This is a genomic window from Aeromonas sp. S16(2024) (genome assembly GCF_041403065.1).
Classification (GTDB): Bacteria; Pseudomonadota; Gammaproteobacteria; order Enterobacterales; family Aeromonadaceae; genus Aeromonas.
This window is the reverse complement of record NZ_JBGLQX010000006.1, coordinates 65,495-80,969: the sequence shown is the minus strand read 5'-3', so window position 1 is coordinate 80,969 and position 15,475 is coordinate 65,495. Positions and strand designations below refer to the sequence as shown.

Below are 15,475 nucleotides of genomic sequence, written 5' to 3'. Positions count from 1 at the left end.
GCCTTGCTACGGCTAACGGTGCAATTCACTTCGTTCATTGCACCCTACGTTTTGATTCGTTTGAACCACATTTAACGACATGGTTGATTGTGGATTGGGCAAAGCATGGCGAATTACAAACGGGCATGGCAACCGGGGGGAACCTGGTTTTTTACGGTCGTGCTGGCTGAACGTCAGAACAACCATCTACTGGTCGAACGGATTGATCTGCTCAGGCAGGTTGTCAGAGAGGTTCAAGATCGACACCCATTTCGGATCCATGGCTGGGTTGTCTTGCCCGAGCATCTGCATGCCTTGCTGGAGTTACCGGAAGGGGATACAAATTTTCCCCTGCGCTGGCGCCAAATAAAGAGCAAATTTTCGCGAGCAATCCCGAGTTCAGAGGCTCGTTCAGAATCTCGTTGGCGTCGTGGTGAACGAGGTATTTGGCAGCGGCGCTATTGGGAACATTTGATCCGGGATCAGGATGATTTCAACAATCATCTCAATTACATCCATATCAACCCCGTCAAACATGGATTGGTAACAGCCCCGAAAGATTGGCCATATTCCACTTTCCATCGTTGGGTTCAACAGGGCAGGTATCCATTAACATGGGGCAACACCTCCATGCCAGAATATGAAACACCATGCGAAAACAAATAAATGAAATTAACGTAGGGTGCAATAAGCGGAGCGCACTGCACCGCTTTCGTGAGGATAGAGGTGCAATTCACTTCGTTTATTGGACCCTACGGCTACTGCACTAAGTCACGTAACAGGGCGACCGCCTGTCGGGCGATGCCACAGCCTTGGCGGGATTGGCGTACCCAGTAACCGATATTGCCGTAGCGATGATGGGGCGACAGCTGGTTGATACCTGCGCCACCCAAGAGCTGGCCGGTAGCGGCGCAGAAGAGGCCCATGTCAAAGGCTCGTCCCGCCGCGCGGTCCTGATCGCAGGTGGTAAACCAGGCCAGCGCCTGCTCTCGATTGAACGAGGGAGTACACCAGCTCATCCAGGTGCCAACCGTCTCGATGGATTCGTGCGCCGCGCGGACAAACTCGTCGGCATCGCCCTCCTCGAAGGGGCGAATGACGATATTGGCGTTGGCAAGGCGCTGGAATATCATCACTTGTCTTGCTTTTTCATCTGGATGATTGGTCAGGTCTTTTCGGCGGCAATCCGCTTAAGCCCCATACCAACACTGGCAGGCGCCGTGAGCGAGAAACCGAATTGCTGATAGAGTCGATGAGCCTCCCCATCTGCTAACAAGCTGACATAGCCTGACTCCGGTACCTCGCGGGCGATATAGTCGGCGATCTCCGCCATGATCTTTTTGCCTACCCCTTGACCCTGATATTCAGGCAGCACTGCAATATCAACCACTTGATAAAATGTCCCGCCATCTCCGATGATGCGGCCCATGCCGATGGCGGTCTGACCGCAAAACACCTGGACAGCAAACAGCGTATTGGGCAGACCACGCTCTGCGGCTTCAAGCGTCTTTGGGCTGAGTCCGGCAGCGGTTCGAAGATAGCGATAGGTTTCGACGGGCGGTGTTGAGTGGACGACAGTGAAAGCGGGTGTGGTCATGTTGATAACTCCAGTGGGACCTGATTGTTTTAAATTCCCATGTAACGCACCGATCTGGTGATGGATCCGTGCTCTCCAGGGCTGTTTGGGGAGGTTCTCTCGATGCCTCCAGGTGGGCAGCTATCACCCCGCCCTCTCCAACTCGCCAATATCCCCGCCGCCTATCAATTTCAAATTCCGGCTGATCTGCTCCACCGGCCAGTCCCACCAGGCGAGGGCGCCGAGGCGGGCTATGGTGTTGTCGTCAAAGCGGTAGCGGATCAGCTTGGCGGGGTTGCCGCCGACCACGGCGTAGGCGGGGACGTCGCTGGTGACGACGGAGCGGGCGGCGATGATGGCGCCGTTGCCGACCTTGACGCCCGGCATGATCAGGGCCTCATAGCCAATCCAGACATCGTTGCCGATGACGGTATCCCCCTTGTAGGGCAGGCTGCCAGGTGCGGGGGCGGCGCTCTCCCAGCCATTGCCGAAGATGAAGAAGGGGTAGGTGGAGAAGCCGGAGCTCTGGTGGTTGGCACCGTTCATGATGAACTTGACCCCGCGGGCGATGGCGCAGAACTTGCCGATGATGAGCCGGTCGCCGATGAAGGGGAAGTGGTAGAGGACGTTGCGCTCAAAGCCTGCGGAATCCTCCGGGTCGTCGTAGTAGCTGTAGTCGCCCACCTCGATATTGGGCCCCTTGATGGTGTTCTTGATAAAGCACACCTGGGGGAAGCCCTCCATGGGGTGGGGATTGGCGGGATCGGGTCCGTGCATGGGGGGCTCCTCTGGGGTCTGGGCTCAGGCTACCCTAACGGAATCGAGTGGCCCCTTGCCACCTTTTTGTACGGCCCGGTTCGCCAGCCTTTGTCGCCCCCGGCCCATATGCGCATCGACCCGGGGCAGGTTTGTCTCTAGCATGGGAGGGATGCGGGGCTGATGCTCCGCCCCCACGGGCTTTTGGTGAAGTCCGTCCTGCGGACTTCTGGTGGAGAGAAAAGATGAAGCTGCGTTCCTTGTTGATGGTGGGTGCCCTCTTGCTGGGCGGCTGTGCGGTCAATCCCTATGGAAGCACCCCGGCGCCGGTCGGCGAGCCGGACAAGCCGGTGAGCCAGCCAGAGAAACCTGTGGCCGAGCCTGACAAGGCAGAGCCGGTGCCTGCGCCCGCACCCGTGGCCCCGACCGGGCTGGCGCTCGCCATGGCGGATGCTTTTCTGAAGGCGCCGGAGGTGCAGGCGTTGAGCCAGGATGGCAGCCCTGTGCTGCTGCTGATGGCGCCCCAGAACGGCACGGGAGAGCCCTTCAGTACCCAGCCCATGGCGGTGGCCATGAGCCAGCGCATTCAGGCAAACAGCGGCTTTCGCTTCGCCGATCCCGGCCAGGTGGCGGCCATCACGGGTCAGCTCGAGTACCAGCAAGGGGGCATGAACCCCGCCTCCCTGGTGCGTCTGGGTCGCCAGACCGGGGCCGGTTACATGCTCTACGGAGATCTTCTCTCCGAGGGGAGCCGCTACCGGCTCGCCATGAGCCTGATGGATCTCAAGAGCGGCGAGCTACTCTGGAGCGGGAGCCGCTCCGCCAGCCGCTGATCCGTCATCCCGGCCATCGAAAACGCCATCGAGCCCCCTCGATGGCGTTTTCGTTTCAAGGCGCCAGCGCGCTCGCCGCGAGCGCCAGTCATGGGCCAAGTGGCGCCATATCCCCCTCTGCGGGTACTGATGGCGGGTCAGGGGGGATGGCCGTTCACTACCGCACCCGCGGGGCCTGCCGCGACGCTGCCACGGCATGCTGGCCGTATGCGATACTGAACGGGGACTGTAAAACAGACAGCGCAGGGCCCTCCCCGCAGATAAGAAGGATCACCGATGGCTCTCTCAGTGGCACAACTCTATGAAGTGATGACCCAGTTGCCCGACCCCGTCTTCATCCTCAGTGAAGATGGTCACTACATCGAGTACATAGGCGGGGTGGAGCAGCAGTCATATCAGGATGGCAACCCCCTGATCGGCAAGCGGTTGTTCGACGTGCTGCCGGCAGACAAGGCGTTCTGGGTGATGGAGCAGGTGGCGCGTGCCCTGGCCGGCGGCCAGGTGCAGGTGGTGGAGTACGATCTCTCCCCCGCCGAGGTGGAGGGCATAGATGCCGAGGCGGGGCCCCAGGGGATGCAGCGCTTCGAGGGCAAGATAGCGCCGCTGCCCTCCCTCTACGACGGCAAGCGGGCCGTGGCCTGGATGACCCGCAACATCACCCGCCAGCACGAGCTGCAACTGCGGCTCAAGCGGCTCGGGGAGACGGATCAGCTGACCGGCCTCTACAATCGGCACTTCTTCTTCGATCAATACCACCAGAGGGTGCAGGGCCAGCCGCTCACCGGCCTCATCATGCTGGATCTCGATCACTTCAAGCAGATCAACGACCGTTACGGTCACCAGGCCGGGGACAGGGTGCTGTGCCGGGTCTGCGAGTGCGTGTCCGCCCAGCTGCGGGGGGAGGATCTGTTCGTGCGCAGCGGCGGCGAGGAGTTTCTGATCCTGCTGCCGCAGATAGACGAGGGGATATTGCTGAAGGTGGCGGAGCGGATCCGCGCCGCTGTGGCGGCCATGGCGCCGGATCCGGCCCCCGTCACAGTCAGTTTGGGCACCACCTTGATCCGGCCGGGGGAGGAGCTCAGCGCCGTGCTGGCCCGTGCGGACGAGTGGCTCTATCGGGCCAAGCGGGGCGGGCGCAACCAGGTGGCCCACGACGGGGATCCCTGAAAAGCACCCGGGCTTGCAACGAAGGAGGGCGACCCTGTGTCGCCCTCCTTCGTTTGTCTGTGTCTGCGCCCGCCTTAGCCAAACAGCGTCGAGATGTTCTGCCCCGCCATCAGCAGGCCTATGGCCAGCACGCTGAACCAGACCAGGGTGGCGCTCACCAGGGCGTAGCCGAGGGCGACGAAGAGACCGTCCCGCTGCAACATGCCGATGGCCAACAGCAAGATGGCCCAGGCGGGCATGGCGTTGGTGAAGGGAATGGCGCCGAGCGGCAGCATCAACAGCAGGGCCGCCAGCATGATCAGCAGGCCGTTGCAGCGATTGATGGCGTAGCTGCCGGTCAGGATCAGCAGGCGCGGCCGGATGAAGCGATCGATGCGGGCCAGCAGATCCGCCCCCTTGTGCAGGGCCGGTTTGATGTGCTCGGCGGCGAAGCGTCGCTCCATCAGGACGGCGGGCAGCCAGGGCACCCGGTTGAGGGTGATGCCGATGCCGATGAAGAGGATCAAGAGCCCAAACGGCGTGCTGACGCCGGGGATGGAGACCGGCAGCAGGAAGGGAACGGTGAGCAGCACGCAAAACAGCAGCATGCCCTGTTCCCCCACCAGAGCCAGCATCTGGCGCAGGCTGATGTGGCTCTCCTCGATGGCGTGGGCGGTGGCCCGCAGGGTATCGGAGAGCGTGCTTTGTGGGTCGTTGAGTTGCGCGGCAACCATTCCTGAGATCCTCGTCCTGTTGACGCCACCGCTGTGGCGACGTCAGCTTACGTGGCAGAGGTTAATCCCAGATGAATAATGTGAGCCGGCGCAAGCTTTGATGGAATAGAGAGGGCTGGGAAGGGGGGCAGGTCGCCAAAATGGGGCGATACAGCCCCCGTCAAGGGGCGGATGGAACAGGCTCTGATATGCTTTTGACGCAATCCATGCAACCGGGAGAAGAGCGTGACGCGAGCGACTATGATGCTGCTGGGACTGGGCTTGCCGCTGACGGGCTGGGCGGCCGAGCCTGCCGCCTCGGGCTGGCAGCTGACCCCTTTCCTGGGTTACAGCTCGTCCATCGACTTCGAGGCCATGGATGAACCTGCCCCCACGCCGCACTCGACCGGCATCGACTCGCTGCAAGGGGAGAGCTCGGGCAACTGGGGCCTCTTCATCAGCCGGGAGGTGGATGATCCCGGTATGGTGGAGCTGCTCTACAGCCATCAGTCCACCCCCGTCTCCCCGGATCAGCCTGACAGGCTGAGGGTGGATACCCTGCACTTCGCCGGGGCCCTCACCCTCTCGGACAACCTGATGGCACCCTATCTCGGCGCCGGGATCGGGGTGACCCGCTTCGATGCCTACGACAGCGAGACGGCCCCCTCCATATCCCTGGCGCTCGGGGTGCAGCCGCGCCTGGGGGAACATCTGGCGCTGCGGGCCGAGGTGCGGGGCTACGGCTCCCTGCTCAATGACGACAGCGCCTTTCTCTGCAACCCCGAGGTCTGCGCCTTCAGAGTGCGGGGGGATCTGCTCACCCAGTGGCAGGCCAATATCGGCTTGACCCTGAGGTTCTGAGCCCTAGCCCAGGATCTGACTGGTTAACCCTCAGGCGGACCAGCGCATCACCCACTCGGTGCAGCCGGTGTGGGGATCCTGCTGCTCACCTTCTATCTGGAAGCCCTGAGAGAGATAGAAGTCACCGCTGGCCCGGTTCTGCTGGTACACCTGCAGCCTGAGCGTTGGCCGCTGCTGCTTGGCGTGGGCGAGCATGGCCTTGCCGTAGCCGCGACCCTGTTGCCCTGGCGTGATGAAGATGGCGGCCAGGTTCTCTTCATACAGGGAGTAAAAGCCCAGCACGGCGCCATCCTGGCAGATCACATGGTTGTCGGCGGCGGGCAGATAGATCTCCCGCATCGCGTCCAGGTTGGCGTGCCAGTACAGAGGATCGATAAAGTGGTGGGCCTGCAGGGAAGCATCCAGCCAGATGGCGAGGACGGCGTCCATATCGGTCGGGGTGAAGGTGCGGATCAGCATTGAATGTCTCATCTGGATTTATTCCAAGTGGGCATGGTAATAACCTGCGCCTCGTCGTCACCCTGTGGGTGGCCAAAGTGCCGCCCTCATAACAAAAAGGCGACCCGCGAGTCGCCTTTTCAGAGGAAGGTGTACCCCTCGCACCTGCGATGGCCCGGTCAGCGAGCCCGCAGCAGCCAGCCGCTGATCCGGTTTGTCGCCAGCAGTCGGCAGGCGAGCAGGGAGAGCACCAGCAGCACGGGTACCTTCACCAGTTCCCACCACAGCAGCTTGCCCTGGGGGCCGAGCATCATCAGCCAGGCCACCAGCATCATGTGCAGGCAGTAGAGGCCCAGCACCCTGGGAGCCTGGCGCTCCAGCCAGCTGCCCCTGCCCCAGTTTGGGTTTGCCAGCAGCAGGCCGAACAGGCCGAGTGCCCAGGGCAGGGAGCCCAGCAGGAAGTCGTGGCGGTTGAGGGGCACGGCGGCGAAATGCAGCAAACCCGCGGCCTCCAGGGCATAGAGACCCATCCCCGCCATCATCAGCAGGGCGCTGCGCCTGGCATCCGGCTGCCAGCCACGCAGGCGCAGCTCGGCGCCGAGGGCTACGAACAGCAGCGAGAAGAAGGGGCCGTTGCGGGTCAGCAGTGCCCACTCGCCCCCCGACAGCAGCGGGCCATAGGAGCCGCCGATCAGGGCCAGCCCGTAGAGCAGGGCGCCCGCCACCAGAGCCAGTCGGGGTAGCCTGACCCGCCAGCAGAGGGCCAGCAGCAGGACGGCCAGCATCAGGGCGGGCAGGAACCAGAGGTGGATCATGCCCCCCACCCACCAGGCGTTGAGGGGATCCCCCAGCTGCATCTGCCACTGACCCGCCATGGCGGGCAGATAGCCTTCCGTCATGGCTGCGACCGGGTTGAAGGGGACCAGCAGGTAGACAAGGCTCCACACCAGCCAGAGTCCCAGCAGGGGGCGGCAGTAGCGCAGCGCCACCGCCATGGGCTTGCCTGCGGCGAGGGCGGGTTGCAGGAAGTAGCCGGCGCAGAGGAAGAAGAGCGGCACCGCGAAGCGGCACAGCTGGTTGATGACGCCCCCCAGCCAGAAATAGAGGGAGTCATTCCACAGTGTGGGATCGAACGGATTGCTGAAGGGGGAGAGGTGAATGGTCATCACGGCCAGGATGGCCAGGACTCGCCCGCACTCGATGCTGGAGATGCGCATGATGGTTTCCGACGGCTTAAACCCGGCACCCTAGCAGCCGGGCGGGTCCCTCTTCCAGTCAGGGGGTCGCCAACTGTGACCCCCATCGGTGGCCGGTTACCCTTTGTTACTTCGGCGGCGAGCAGGGTTACCCCGGGTGAGAGCCGGATCCCGTTTTGGTGTCGGTAAAAGCCCTAGAGCAGGGCAATCACTACAGTGGCGAGGGCGCCCGTCAGCAGCAGGGTGATGCCACGGCCGGCGGGGCCGTGCAGCTTGTTCCACATCAGCAAACTGGTGAGGGCCAGCAGCAGCATGGAGAGCGCCGCCAGATCGCCGACCAGCTGCCAGGCCAGGCCAGTGCCCATGCCGCGATGCAGCCGGTTGAGGCTGGCGGCGACGTTGGCCCGCTGCAGCTCGATCTGCACCAGCAGGGTACCCTCCACATAGCTGGCGGTCAGGCTCTGGCGGAGGGTGACGCCGCGCAGCTCCCAGCGAGCCGGCAGGGTGAGGGGGCCTGTGGGGGTGGGCAGGGGTCGGGCCGGGGTGATGCTGAGCCGCCCCTCCTCCAAGCCCTCGGGGTAGTGCTGTTGCAGCAGGGATCTCAGTGCGTCCGGGCTCGCCAGCGGCGTGGCCAGCGTTATCTCCTCGCTCGACTTTTCGGTGTGGGGGCCGGGCAGGGGCAGCACGGCCCTGTGCTGGAGCCAGAGGCCGGTCAGGCCGTAGAGCAGCATCAGGGTGAGGGTGGCAAAGCCCGCCCAGGCGTGGATGCGGCGCACCCACTTGTTGTTGTGGAGGGGGAGTCTCTTGGGTTTCTTCATGGTGGCGCTTCATAAAAAAACTGGCCAGCAGAGGCTGGCCAGTGAGGCTGTGGGCTTCGAGGGTCAGAAGCGGTAGGCGGCGGTGAGATTCAGCTGACGGGGGCTGCCCGGCATGATCTGGGCCGCGCTGGTGGCGCTGACGAAGTAGTCGTGGTCGGTCAGGTTCTCCACGCTGAGCTGGGCATCCCAGTGCTGCCAGCGGTAGCCGGCGCGGGCGTCATAGCGGGCGTAGCCCGGCAGCACTGTGGTGTTGGCGTTGTCGGCGAAGCGATCCCCCACCGCCGTCACCCCGGTTTCCCCATACCAACCCTGCTTGCCGCTCTGGTAGCCGGCGAACAGCTGGCCGTTCTCGCGGGAGACGTTCATCGGCCGCTTGCCCTGCAGATCCGCATCCGCCTTGACCTGTTCCGCGTCCTGGATAGCGATGCCGCCGTGCAGGTAGAAGGCGTCGGTGAGCTGGGCGCGGGCGCTCAGCTCTACGCCGTCTGTGCGTTGCAGGCCGGTGAGGAGCACCTTGGTAGGATCCAGCGGATCCTTGCTGCGCTTGTTGTACATCTCCAGCCGGTAGACGGAGAGGGTGGTGGCCAGGCGGCCGTTCAGCCAGTCACTCTTCACACCCCCCTCGTAGAGCCGAGTGTGCTGGGGATCCAGGTTGTTGTTCTTGTCCCCCGGGGTGATGCCGATAAGCTCCCCGCCGACCGGGGTGAAGGTCTTGCTGTAGGAGGTGTAGAAGGCGTGGGCCTCGATGGGGTTCCACACCAGGCCCAGACGGGGGCTCAGGCTGGTGACCGAGAGGGTCTCCTCCTTGTCGAGATCGTTGCGGCGGCTGGTGACGGTGAACGCATCCCGGCGCAGGCCGCCGAGCAGGTGCCAGTCACCCAGGCTGAGCTGATCCTGCAGATAGAGGCCATAGCCGCGCACCCTGTGCCTGGCGTCGCTGGAGAGCTTCATGGCGCCATCATGGGTGGGCAGTGAGCCCGGATCGTACAGGTTGCCGGCCGGGATCGGGCTGGCGTTCTGATAGAGCTTGGGGGTGCGCTCCTGCCAGCCCTGCTCCAGGCCCACCAACAGGCGATGGGCGACGGGACCGGTCTGCAGCTGGCCTTCGGCCTCGGTGTTGCTGGTGAGGCTGTTGGCCTTGAGATCCTGCTGCCAGCGGGCGCGGGTCACCTGGTCGCCCTTGACGCTGGTGACATAGGTGTTGTCGAACTGGCTGTCGAGGCTGGTGTAGCCGAGCTGCTGGCGCAACTGCCACTGCTCGTTCAGATCCCAGCTGAGGCGGGATCGGGTGGACTGGGCCAGATCGTCGATGAAGTCCCGGCGGGTGTCGCTGTAGACGCTCTCTATGGGGACGTCGGCGGGGCGACCGTTGACGCCGGGGATGCCGCGATCCGGGGTGCGATCGTGCTCGTTGCGCTCGTACTGCACCAGCCAGTTCAGGCTGTCGCTTATCTCCCAGTTCACTGCGGGGGCCAGCAGGGTACGCTTGCTGGTCACATCGTTGCGAAAGCTCTCCTTGTCCTCCTGGGCCAGGTTGAGGCGCAGCTGCACCCGCTCCCCCGCCTCGCCGTTGAGATCCGCGGCGAGGCGCCGGCTGTCGAAGCTGCCGACCCGGGCGCTGACGCTGGAGGCCTGCCCGCGCTGGGGCGTCTTGCTGACCCGGTTGATGATGCCCCCGGTGCTGCCACGGCCGTAGAGCACGGCGGCCGGCCCCTTGAGCACCTCGACCCGCTCTATGTTGCCGAGATCCCGGGTGTACTGCATGTCGTCTCGCAGACCGTCGAGGTAGAAGTCGTTGCTGGCGTTGAAGCCGCGGATGTTGACGCCGTCGAAGCGGGTGTCGCCGCTGGCGTTGACCCCGGGGATGCCGCTCAGGGCCTCGCTCAGGGTCGGTTGGCCGTAGGCGGTCAGCTCGCTGGCCTTGACGCTCTCTATGGTCTGGGGCACCAGCTTGGCCGGGGTGGCGGTGCGGGTGGCGGTGGCCACCTCTTGGTGCTGGCTGCGTTTGCCGACCACGGTCAGGGTCTCGTCTTCGGCCTGGGCGCTGGCGCAAAGGGACAGCAAGGCGACGCCCAGCAGGGCGCGCGGGGGGTTGGGGTTATGCATCTGCGTGTGACTCTTCTAATCGACCTGTTGGCCTGAACTTATTGATTTATTAGTAATTATTAAAATGCTCCCGATGCGGGAGGGCGCTAATGATATTTATTTTCATTTGGCTGGCAAGGCAAAGATGCAAAAAGCCCACACCTACGACCAGTTTTGCGGTCAGTTGAGGCTCATTGTCCTGATGTGACGCATCGGATGAGTCTTGGTTGCGGCAAAGGGCTGGTTTACCATCCGGGTTCGGTGGCGCCGATGCCGCTCCAGGGAAACAGGAAACGGAACATGGAAGAGATCATCAGGGCAGACCTTCATAACCGGCAGCACGGCGAGGCGCTGGTCTATCTGCTCAACGAATACGCGAAAGACGAGATGGGTGGCGGCATCGCCCTGGCTGACGAGGTGAAGGCCAATCTGGCGCAGGCTCTGGCGGCGAGAAGTGGTGCCCATGTGTTGCTGGCCTGGGTGGATGGGCAGCCGGCCGGGGTGGCCACCTGTTTCGAGGGCTTCTCGACCTTCGCCTGCCGGCCCCTGCTCAACCTCCACGACCTTGCGGTGCACCCGGATCATCGCGGGCGCGGCCTCGGCAAGGCGTTGCTGGCACAGGTGGAGCAGCTCGCCCGGGAACTCGACTGCTGCAAGCTGACCCTGGAGGTGCTGGAGGGCAACAGGGTGGCCCAGGCCGCCTACAAGGCCGGTGGTTTCGAGGGCTATGAGCTGAGCCCGCAAGTGGGTCGGGCCCTGTTCTGGCAGAAGAAGCTCTAGCCTGTCCGGCTCGGCCGCCAAAGCGGGAGGGGAGAATGAAAAACGGCGCGCAGAGGGATCTGCGCGCCGTTTTGTCTGGGGCCGGAGTTAGAAGTCGTAACGGGCCGCCAGCTGGAAGTCATCCTTGTTGGCGGTTGCTTTACCGGCAACGCTGTCCAGATTGTTGATGCGGTACTCGCCGATGACCCGCAGGTTCTTGTTGAACTTGTACTGGGCACCCAGGGTGTAGTAATCCAGATTGTCTTTCTTGGTACCCGCCTTGTCCTGTTCCTGTTTGTTCCACAGTGCCATCAGGCCGAAGCCGTTCTCGAAGTTGTAACCGAGCGCCGCTTCCCAGCCGGTGTGATCGGTGCCGGTGGCCAGGAAGTCGCTGCCGTCGGCATAGCTCAGGGCGGCATAGACGGCCTTGTTGTCGTACTTGGCAGAGATGAGCCACAGCTTGGCGTCCTCTTCACCGCTCTTGTCGCGGATCCCCACGTTGTAGGCGGTACCCAGGGCCAGGTTGAACGGGAAGGTGTAGGCCAGGGCGGCGCCGTAGGCGGCATCGCTGTCCTTGCTGCTGGTCTCTTCGGTGTCACCGCCGTCGAACTTGTAGCTGGTGTCTATCTGGAAGCCGTTGAACAGCCCGGAGTATTTCAGCACAGAGCCGGCACGGTTGGTGGCGAAGGTGTCGGTCTTGGCACCCAGGGCTTCGTTGCCGTAGCCGTCGGAGAGGGAGACGTCGGTCCAGTCAGCCAGGAAGCCGGGGGCACCCTTCTGGCGACCGAAGGTCACGGTACCCCAGTCGGCGCCCACACCGGCGAAGGCCAGGCGGGTACGCAGGTTGTCCGAGTTCTCGCTGATGGTTTTCTCGCTGTCATTGATGTAGATCTGCAATTCGTACTGGGCCAGCGCCTTCAGTTGGCTGTTGATCTGGCTGTCGACCTTGGCGCCGAAGCGGACAAACTGGTTTGCACCCTGCTTGGCACTGTAGTCATGAGTGCCATTCGGGTTTGCAGTGTCGACCCCTTCCTTCTTGTCACCGAAGAAATGGCCAGCGTAGATACGTCCATACAAATCCACCATTGTGGTGTCGTTTTTGTACACTTCAACGGCCTGAGCCTGGAAGGCGGCGGTGAGAGCCAGTGCCACTACAGTCAGCTTTTTCATCTTGATCCCTTGTTGCAAGCTTTTGTTTTAAAAGACGGGGCCATGCTAGAAGTGACAGATGACAGTGGGGTGACCCGGGTGTGAACAAACCGTGGCGGTTTCATGTCAGCGGGATGAAAACCGGGATTTATGTGGCGAGCGGCCACTTTTGCGCGCAAAGGTTTGCCCTTGTGGTAGAATGCCGCCCGTTTTCGAGCTCCTAAGGTTGGATATGCGATGAGACGTGAACTGGCAATCGAATTTTCCCGAGTGACGGAAGCGGCTGCACTGGCTGGCTACAAGTGGCTCGGACGTGGTGACAAGAATATCGCCGATGGCGCGGCCGTTGCGGCCATGCGTCACATCCTCAATCAGATCCAGATCGATGGCGAGATTGTGATAGGCGAGGGGGAGATCGATGAAGCCCCCATGCTCTACATAGGCGAGAAGGTCGGAACTGGTCTGGGGGATGCCGTGGACATCGCGGTCGACCCCATAGAGGGCACCCGCATGACCGCCATGGGGCAGTCCAATGCCCTGGCCGTGCTGGCCGTCGGCGACAAGGGCTCCTTCCTCAAGGCCCCCGACATGTACATGGAGAAGCTGATCGTGGGTCCGGGTGCCAAGGGCGCCATCGATCTCGACCAGGCCCTGGAGCTGAACCTCAAGGCCGTGGCCAAGGCGCTCGGCAAGCCCCTCTCCCGCCTGACCGTCATCACCCTGGCCAAGCCGCGTCACGACAAGGCGATCAAGGAGATGCAGGGGCTGGGGGTGCGGGTCTTCGCCATCCCCGACGGGGACGTGGCTGCCTCCATCCTCACCTGCCTGCCGGACAGCGAAGTGGACATGCTCTATGGCATCGGCGGCGCCCCGGAAGGGGTGATCTCGGCGGCGGTGATCCGCGCCCTGGACGGCGACATGCAGGCACGCCTGGTGCCCCGTCATCAGGTCAAGGGCGACAGCCCCGAGGTGCGTGCCCTGGGCGAGCAGGAAATCGCCCGCTGCGAGGAGCTCGGCATAGATGTGACCAAGGTGCTCAAGCTGGAAGATCTGGCCAAGAATGACAACGTCATCTTCTCGGCAACCGGCATCACCAAGGGTGATCTGCTGGATGGCATCACCAGCAATGGCGTCATGGCGACCACGGAGACCCTGCTGATCCGCGGCAAGTCCAGAACCATCCGCCGCATCAAGTCGATCCACTTCCTGGATCGCAAGGACAGCGTGGTGCGCGACATCATACTGTGATGAGGGTGTGCTGAGTGGCGGCAAGTCCCGTCCTCTCATGCCGCCGCATCAAGTCGATCCACTTCCTGGATCGCAAGGACAGTGTGGTGCGCGACATCATTCTCTGATGCGCGGAAGCCCCGTCACTGAAAAGCCCGACCGCTGCTGCCGTCGGGCTTTTTGTTGCCCGCCCGTCGGGGCCTGGACTATTTCGAGGGACAGGGCGGATAAGGCTAAGGGGAATCGGGGCCCTTTGATAGACTGCTTCGCCATGCACAGGAATGCATCATATGGAATGTCGTCAAGGTTGCGGTGCCTGCTGCACAGCCCCCAGTATCAGCAGTGCCATCCCCGGCATGCCGGAGGGCAAGCCGGCTGGTGTTCCCTGTGTTCAGCTCGACGCGTGGCTGGGCTGCAAGATCTTCGGCCAGCCCGAGCGTCCGGCGGTGTGCAGCAGCTTCAGACCCATGCAGGATGTGTGCGGCTCGCACCGCCAGGAGGCCGTCTGGCTTATCGGCGAGATGGAGCGGCTGACGGCCTGAGCCCTGGATCCTCTCCCTCAGGGAGAGAGGGGTTGCTTGTGACCCCCTCATCCCCGCCCCTTCTCCCGCGAGGGGAGAAGGGAGAAAAAGCGTGACCCCTTCATCTCCGCCCCTGCTCCCGCGAGGGGAGAAGGGGGCTGAGAAACTCCCCGAATCAACGCGGGGCAACCCGGAATAGAAAAAGGCCGCAATCGCGGCCTTTTTTGGTTTTCTCTGTCACTCGGGTCAGACGTCGGCCAGTTGCAGGGCCTGACGATAGTACTCGTTGGCCTTGTTGGTGAGACGGCGCTTGTCCATCACCTGCCCGAGGGCATGGTAGAGGGCGGCATCCGGCCGCTTCGCTACTTCCTGCTCCAGCAGGTGCTGGGCCTCGTCCAGCTGGCCGGCCAGCAGGTAGACTCGCGCCAGTGCCGCCTCGGCGCCCGGCTGATCCTGGATCTTCTTGAGCAGGGTCAGCATGGGCTGATAGTCATCCAGCCTGAGCTTGGGCAGGCGGGCGAACAACTCGGGGGAGGGATCCTTGCGCAGGGCCTCCAGCCAGAGGTCGGCCGCCTCGCTGTCGGCACCGAGCCGGCGCAGACGATCCCCGTAGCTGGCCAGCAGTGCGGGGTCCTGACGCAGCTTGCGGGGCAGCGCCTGCCACACCGGGCGCAGGGTCTCGAGGGCGCCGCTGGCGGCCTCGAGACGGCCAATCCAGGCCTGGTGCAGCAGCGCCTCTTCCTGCTGGGCGGTCAACTTGCCCACCTTGCGCAGGGCCGGGGCCAGATCGATGAGGGCCGCCCAGTCTTCCCGGGCCAGATAGACCTGGCGCAGCTGATCCAGCACCATGGGGTGGCGCGGGTGCAGGGCGTAGACGGACTCGAGCCGACCGAGGGCGCTGTCGTACTGGCCCTGCTCTATCTGCAGCTGGGTCTGGATCAGGGTCAATGCCAGCTCGGCCTTGGGGTTCTCCTCCTGCGCCTTTTGCAGGTAGTGATCCCGGCGCACGTCATCGCCTCTGGCCTGGGCCACCTTGGCGGCACTCAGGTAGTTGAGCAGCGGGGTGTCGCTGTTGTCGGCCCCCTTGATCAGCAGCTTCTCGGCCTGGTTGTAGTGCCCCTCGGCCATGGCCAGGGTGGCATTCACCGTTTGCAGGTTCGCCTTGCGGCGACGGCGCGAGCCGAACCAGCCCTGGGTCTTGCGGCGCAGGCCGAACACCCGGCCGAGCACCCACTCGACGATGAGCAGGGCACCGTAGAAGAGTACCGCCAGGATCACGGCGCTGGTGACCGAAGACTCCACCGTGTAGTTGCCGAGCGAGATGAGCACATAGCCCTTGTTGCCGGACGCTTCGGGGCCGAAAATCAGGCCCGCGACCATCACGGCCACCACGACGATCAGACGAATCATGGTCTCCT

The 15,475-nt window shown here is 63.3% G+C and carries 16 protein-coding genes and 1 pseudogene; 7 read left to right on the top strand and 10 right to left on the bottom strand.

Features of this window, described 5'->3' with window-relative positions; genetic code table 11:
* The first annotated feature begins 105 nt into the window (after window positions 1-105).
* A complete protein-coding gene (locus tag ACB030_RS06405; protein WP_371158670.1) occupies window positions 106-645 on the top strand; it encodes a transposase in 540 nt (179 codons plus the stop codon).
* Between the two features lie 104 nt (window positions 646-749).
* On the opposite strand, the pseudogene ACB030_RS06400 reads toward ACB030_RS06405, so the two are convergent.
* From ACB030_RS06400 to ACB030_RS06390, 3 genes and pseudogenes are all read right to left on the bottom strand, one after another.
* A pseudogene (locus tag ACB030_RS06400) lies at window positions 750-1,112 on the bottom strand (GNAT family N-acetyltransferase); the annotation flags it as partial.
* A 32-nt stretch (window positions 1,113-1,144) separates the two neighbouring features.
* Window positions 1,145-1,576: a GNAT family N-acetyltransferase gene (locus tag ACB030_RS06395; protein WP_371158669.1), complete on the bottom strand. Its 432-nt coding sequence runs from the start codon at window positions 1,574-1,576 to the stop codon at window positions 1,145-1,147.
* A gap of 123 nt (window positions 1,577-1,699) precedes the next feature.
* Complete coding sequence (locus tag ACB030_RS06390) at window positions 1,700-2,332, bottom strand: Vat family streptogramin A O-acetyltransferase (RefSeq protein WP_371158668.1); 633 nt, start codon at window positions 2,330-2,332, stop codon at window positions 1,700-1,702.
* 224 nt (window positions 2,333-2,556) lie between these two features.
* On the opposite strand from ACB030_RS06390, the gene ACB030_RS06385 reads away from it, so the two are divergent.
* Both ACB030_RS06385 and ACB030_RS06380 read left to right on the top strand, forming a co-directional pair.
* Window positions 2,557-3,144, top strand: a complete 588-nt coding sequence (locus ACB030_RS06385; protein WP_371158667.1) for a penicillin-binding protein activator LpoB — start codon at window positions 2,557-2,559, stop codon at window positions 3,142-3,144.
* A gap of 276 nt (window positions 3,145-3,420) precedes the next feature.
* A complete protein-coding gene (locus tag ACB030_RS06380) occupies window positions 3,421-4,311 on the top strand; it encodes a sensor domain-containing diguanylate cyclase (RefSeq protein WP_202047731.1) in 891 nt (296 codons plus the stop codon).
* A gap of 74 nt (window positions 4,312-4,385) precedes the next feature.
* Here the strand turns inward: ACB030_RS06380 and ACB030_RS06375 are convergent, their stop codons facing one another.
* Window positions 4,386-5,024, bottom strand: a complete 639-nt coding sequence (locus ACB030_RS06375; protein WP_371158666.1) for an exopolysaccharide biosynthesis protein — start codon at window positions 5,022-5,024, stop codon at window positions 4,386-4,388.
* 243 nt (window positions 5,025-5,267) lie between these two features.
* Here ACB030_RS06375 and ACB030_RS06370 point away from each other — a divergent pair, with 243 nt between their 5' ends.
* A complete protein-coding gene (locus ACB030_RS06370; protein WP_371158737.1) occupies window positions 5,268-5,864 on the top strand; it encodes an outer membrane beta-barrel protein in 597 nt (198 codons plus the stop codon).
* A 30-nt stretch (window positions 5,865-5,894) separates the two neighbouring features.
* On the opposite strand, the gene ACB030_RS06365 is transcribed toward ACB030_RS06370, so the two are convergent.
* From ACB030_RS06365 to ACB030_RS06350, 4 genes are all read right to left on the bottom strand, one after another.
* A complete protein-coding gene (locus tag ACB030_RS06365; RefSeq protein WP_371158665.1) occupies window positions 5,895-6,335 on the bottom strand; it encodes an N-acetyltransferase in 441 nt (146 codons plus the stop codon).
* Window positions 6,336-6,481: 146 nt separating this feature from the next.
* Complete coding sequence (locus ACB030_RS06360) at window positions 6,482-7,519, bottom strand: acyltransferase family protein (protein ID WP_371158664.1); 1,038 nt, start codon at window positions 7,517-7,519, stop codon at window positions 6,482-6,484.
* Between the two features lie 173 nt (window positions 7,520-7,692).
* Window positions 7,693-8,316 carry a PepSY-associated TM helix domain-containing protein gene (locus ACB030_RS06355; protein WP_371158663.1) on the bottom strand — a complete coding sequence of 208 codons (624 nt, stop codon included), beginning with the start codon at window positions 8,314-8,316 and terminating at the stop codon, window positions 7,693-7,695.
* Window positions 8,317-8,379: 63 nt separating this feature from the next.
* Window positions 8,380-10,422 (bottom strand): TonB-dependent receptor, encoded by a 2,043-nt coding sequence (locus ACB030_RS06350; protein WP_371158662.1) that lies wholly within the window; start codon window positions 10,420-10,422, stop codon window positions 8,380-8,382.
* 279 nt (window positions 10,423-10,701) lie between these two features.
* On the opposite strand from ACB030_RS06350, the gene ACB030_RS06345 reads away from it, so the two are divergent.
* Window positions 10,702-11,181 (top strand): N-acetyltransferase family protein, encoded by a 480-nt coding sequence (locus tag ACB030_RS06345; protein WP_371158661.1) that lies wholly within the window; start codon window positions 10,702-10,704, stop codon window positions 11,179-11,181.
* Between the two features lie 87 nt (window positions 11,182-11,268).
* Here ACB030_RS06345 and ACB030_RS06340 read toward each other — a convergent pair whose 3' ends face one another.
* Window positions 11,269-12,330, bottom strand: a complete 1,062-nt coding sequence (locus ACB030_RS06340; RefSeq protein ID WP_371158660.1) for a porin — start codon at window positions 12,328-12,330, stop codon at window positions 11,269-11,271.
* A 216-nt stretch (window positions 12,331-12,546) separates the two neighbouring features.
* Between ACB030_RS06340 and glpX the strand changes: the two genes are divergently transcribed.
* Window positions 12,547-13,557: a class II fructose-bisphosphatase gene (gene glpX, locus ACB030_RS06335; RefSeq protein ID WP_371158659.1), complete on the top strand. Its 1,011-nt coding sequence runs from the start codon at window positions 12,547-12,549 to the stop codon at window positions 13,555-13,557.
* 269 nt (window positions 13,558-13,826) lie between these two features.
* Window positions 13,827-14,078: a YkgJ family cysteine cluster protein gene (locus ACB030_RS06330; RefSeq protein WP_041206765.1), complete on the top strand. Its 252-nt coding sequence runs from the start codon at window positions 13,827-13,829 to the stop codon at window positions 14,076-14,078.
* A 225-nt stretch (window positions 14,079-14,303) separates the two neighbouring features.
* Here ACB030_RS06330 and ACB030_RS06325 read toward each other — a convergent pair whose 3' ends face one another.
* Window positions 14,304-15,467 carry a heme biosynthesis HemY N-terminal domain-containing protein gene (locus ACB030_RS06325; RefSeq protein ID WP_139435507.1) on the bottom strand — a complete coding sequence of 388 codons (1,164 nt, stop codon included), beginning with the start codon at window positions 15,465-15,467 and terminating at the stop codon, window positions 14,304-14,306.
* Between the last annotated feature and the right edge of the window lie 8 nt (window positions 15,468-15,475).

Coding starts and splice junctions, on each gene's coding strand:
- ACB030_RS06405 (WP_371158670.1), top strand. CDS start 106: ATGGCGAATTACAAACGGGCATGGCAACCGGGGGGAACCTGGTTTTTT.
- ACB030_RS06395 (WP_371158669.1), bottom strand. CDS start 1,576: ATGACCACACCCGCTTTCACTGTCGTCCACTCAACACCGCCCGTCGAA.
- ACB030_RS06390 (WP_371158668.1), bottom strand. CDS start 2,332: ATGCACGGACCCGATCCCGCCAATCCCCACCCCATGGAGGGCTTCCCC.
- ACB030_RS06385 (WP_371158667.1), top strand. CDS start 2,557: ATGAAGCTGCGTTCCTTGTTGATGGTGGGTGCCCTCTTGCTGGGCGGC.
- ACB030_RS06380 (WP_202047731.1), top strand. CDS start 3,421: ATGGCTCTCTCAGTGGCACAACTCTATGAAGTGATGACCCAGTTGCCC.
- ACB030_RS06375 (WP_371158666.1), bottom strand. CDS start 5,024: ATGGTTGCCGCGCAACTCAACGACCCACAAAGCACGCTCTCCGATACC.
- ACB030_RS06370 (WP_371158737.1), top strand. CDS start 5,268: ATGCTGCTGGGACTGGGCTTGCCGCTGACGGGCTGGGCGGCCGAGCCT.
- ACB030_RS06365 (WP_371158665.1), bottom strand. CDS start 6,335: ATGAGACATTCAATGCTGATCCGCACCTTCACCCCGACCGATATGGAC.
- ACB030_RS06360 (WP_371158664.1), bottom strand. CDS start 7,519: ATGCGCATCTCCAGCATCGAGTGCGGGCGAGTCCTGGCCATCCTGGCC.
- ACB030_RS06355 (WP_371158663.1), bottom strand. CDS start 8,316: ATGAAGAAACCCAAGAGACTCCCCCTCCACAACAACAAGTGGGTGCGC.
- ACB030_RS06350 (WP_371158662.1), bottom strand. CDS start 10,422: ATGCATAACCCCAACCCCCCGCGCGCCCTGCTGGGCGTCGCCTTGCTG.
- ACB030_RS06345 (WP_371158661.1), top strand. CDS start 10,702: ATGGAAGAGATCATCAGGGCAGACCTTCATAACCGGCAGCACGGCGAG.
- ACB030_RS06340 (WP_371158660.1), bottom strand. CDS start 12,330: ATGAAAAAGCTGACTGTAGTGGCACTGGCTCTCACCGCCGCCTTCCAG.
- glpX (WP_371158659.1), top strand. CDS start 12,547: ATGAGACGTGAACTGGCAATCGAATTTTCCCGAGTGACGGAAGCGGCT.
- ACB030_RS06330 (WP_041206765.1), top strand. CDS start 13,827: ATGGAATGTCGTCAAGGTTGCGGTGCCTGCTGCACAGCCCCCAGTATC.
- ACB030_RS06325 (WP_139435507.1), bottom strand. CDS start 15,467: ATGATTCGTCTGATCGTCGTGGTGGCCGTGATGGTCGCGGGCCTGATT.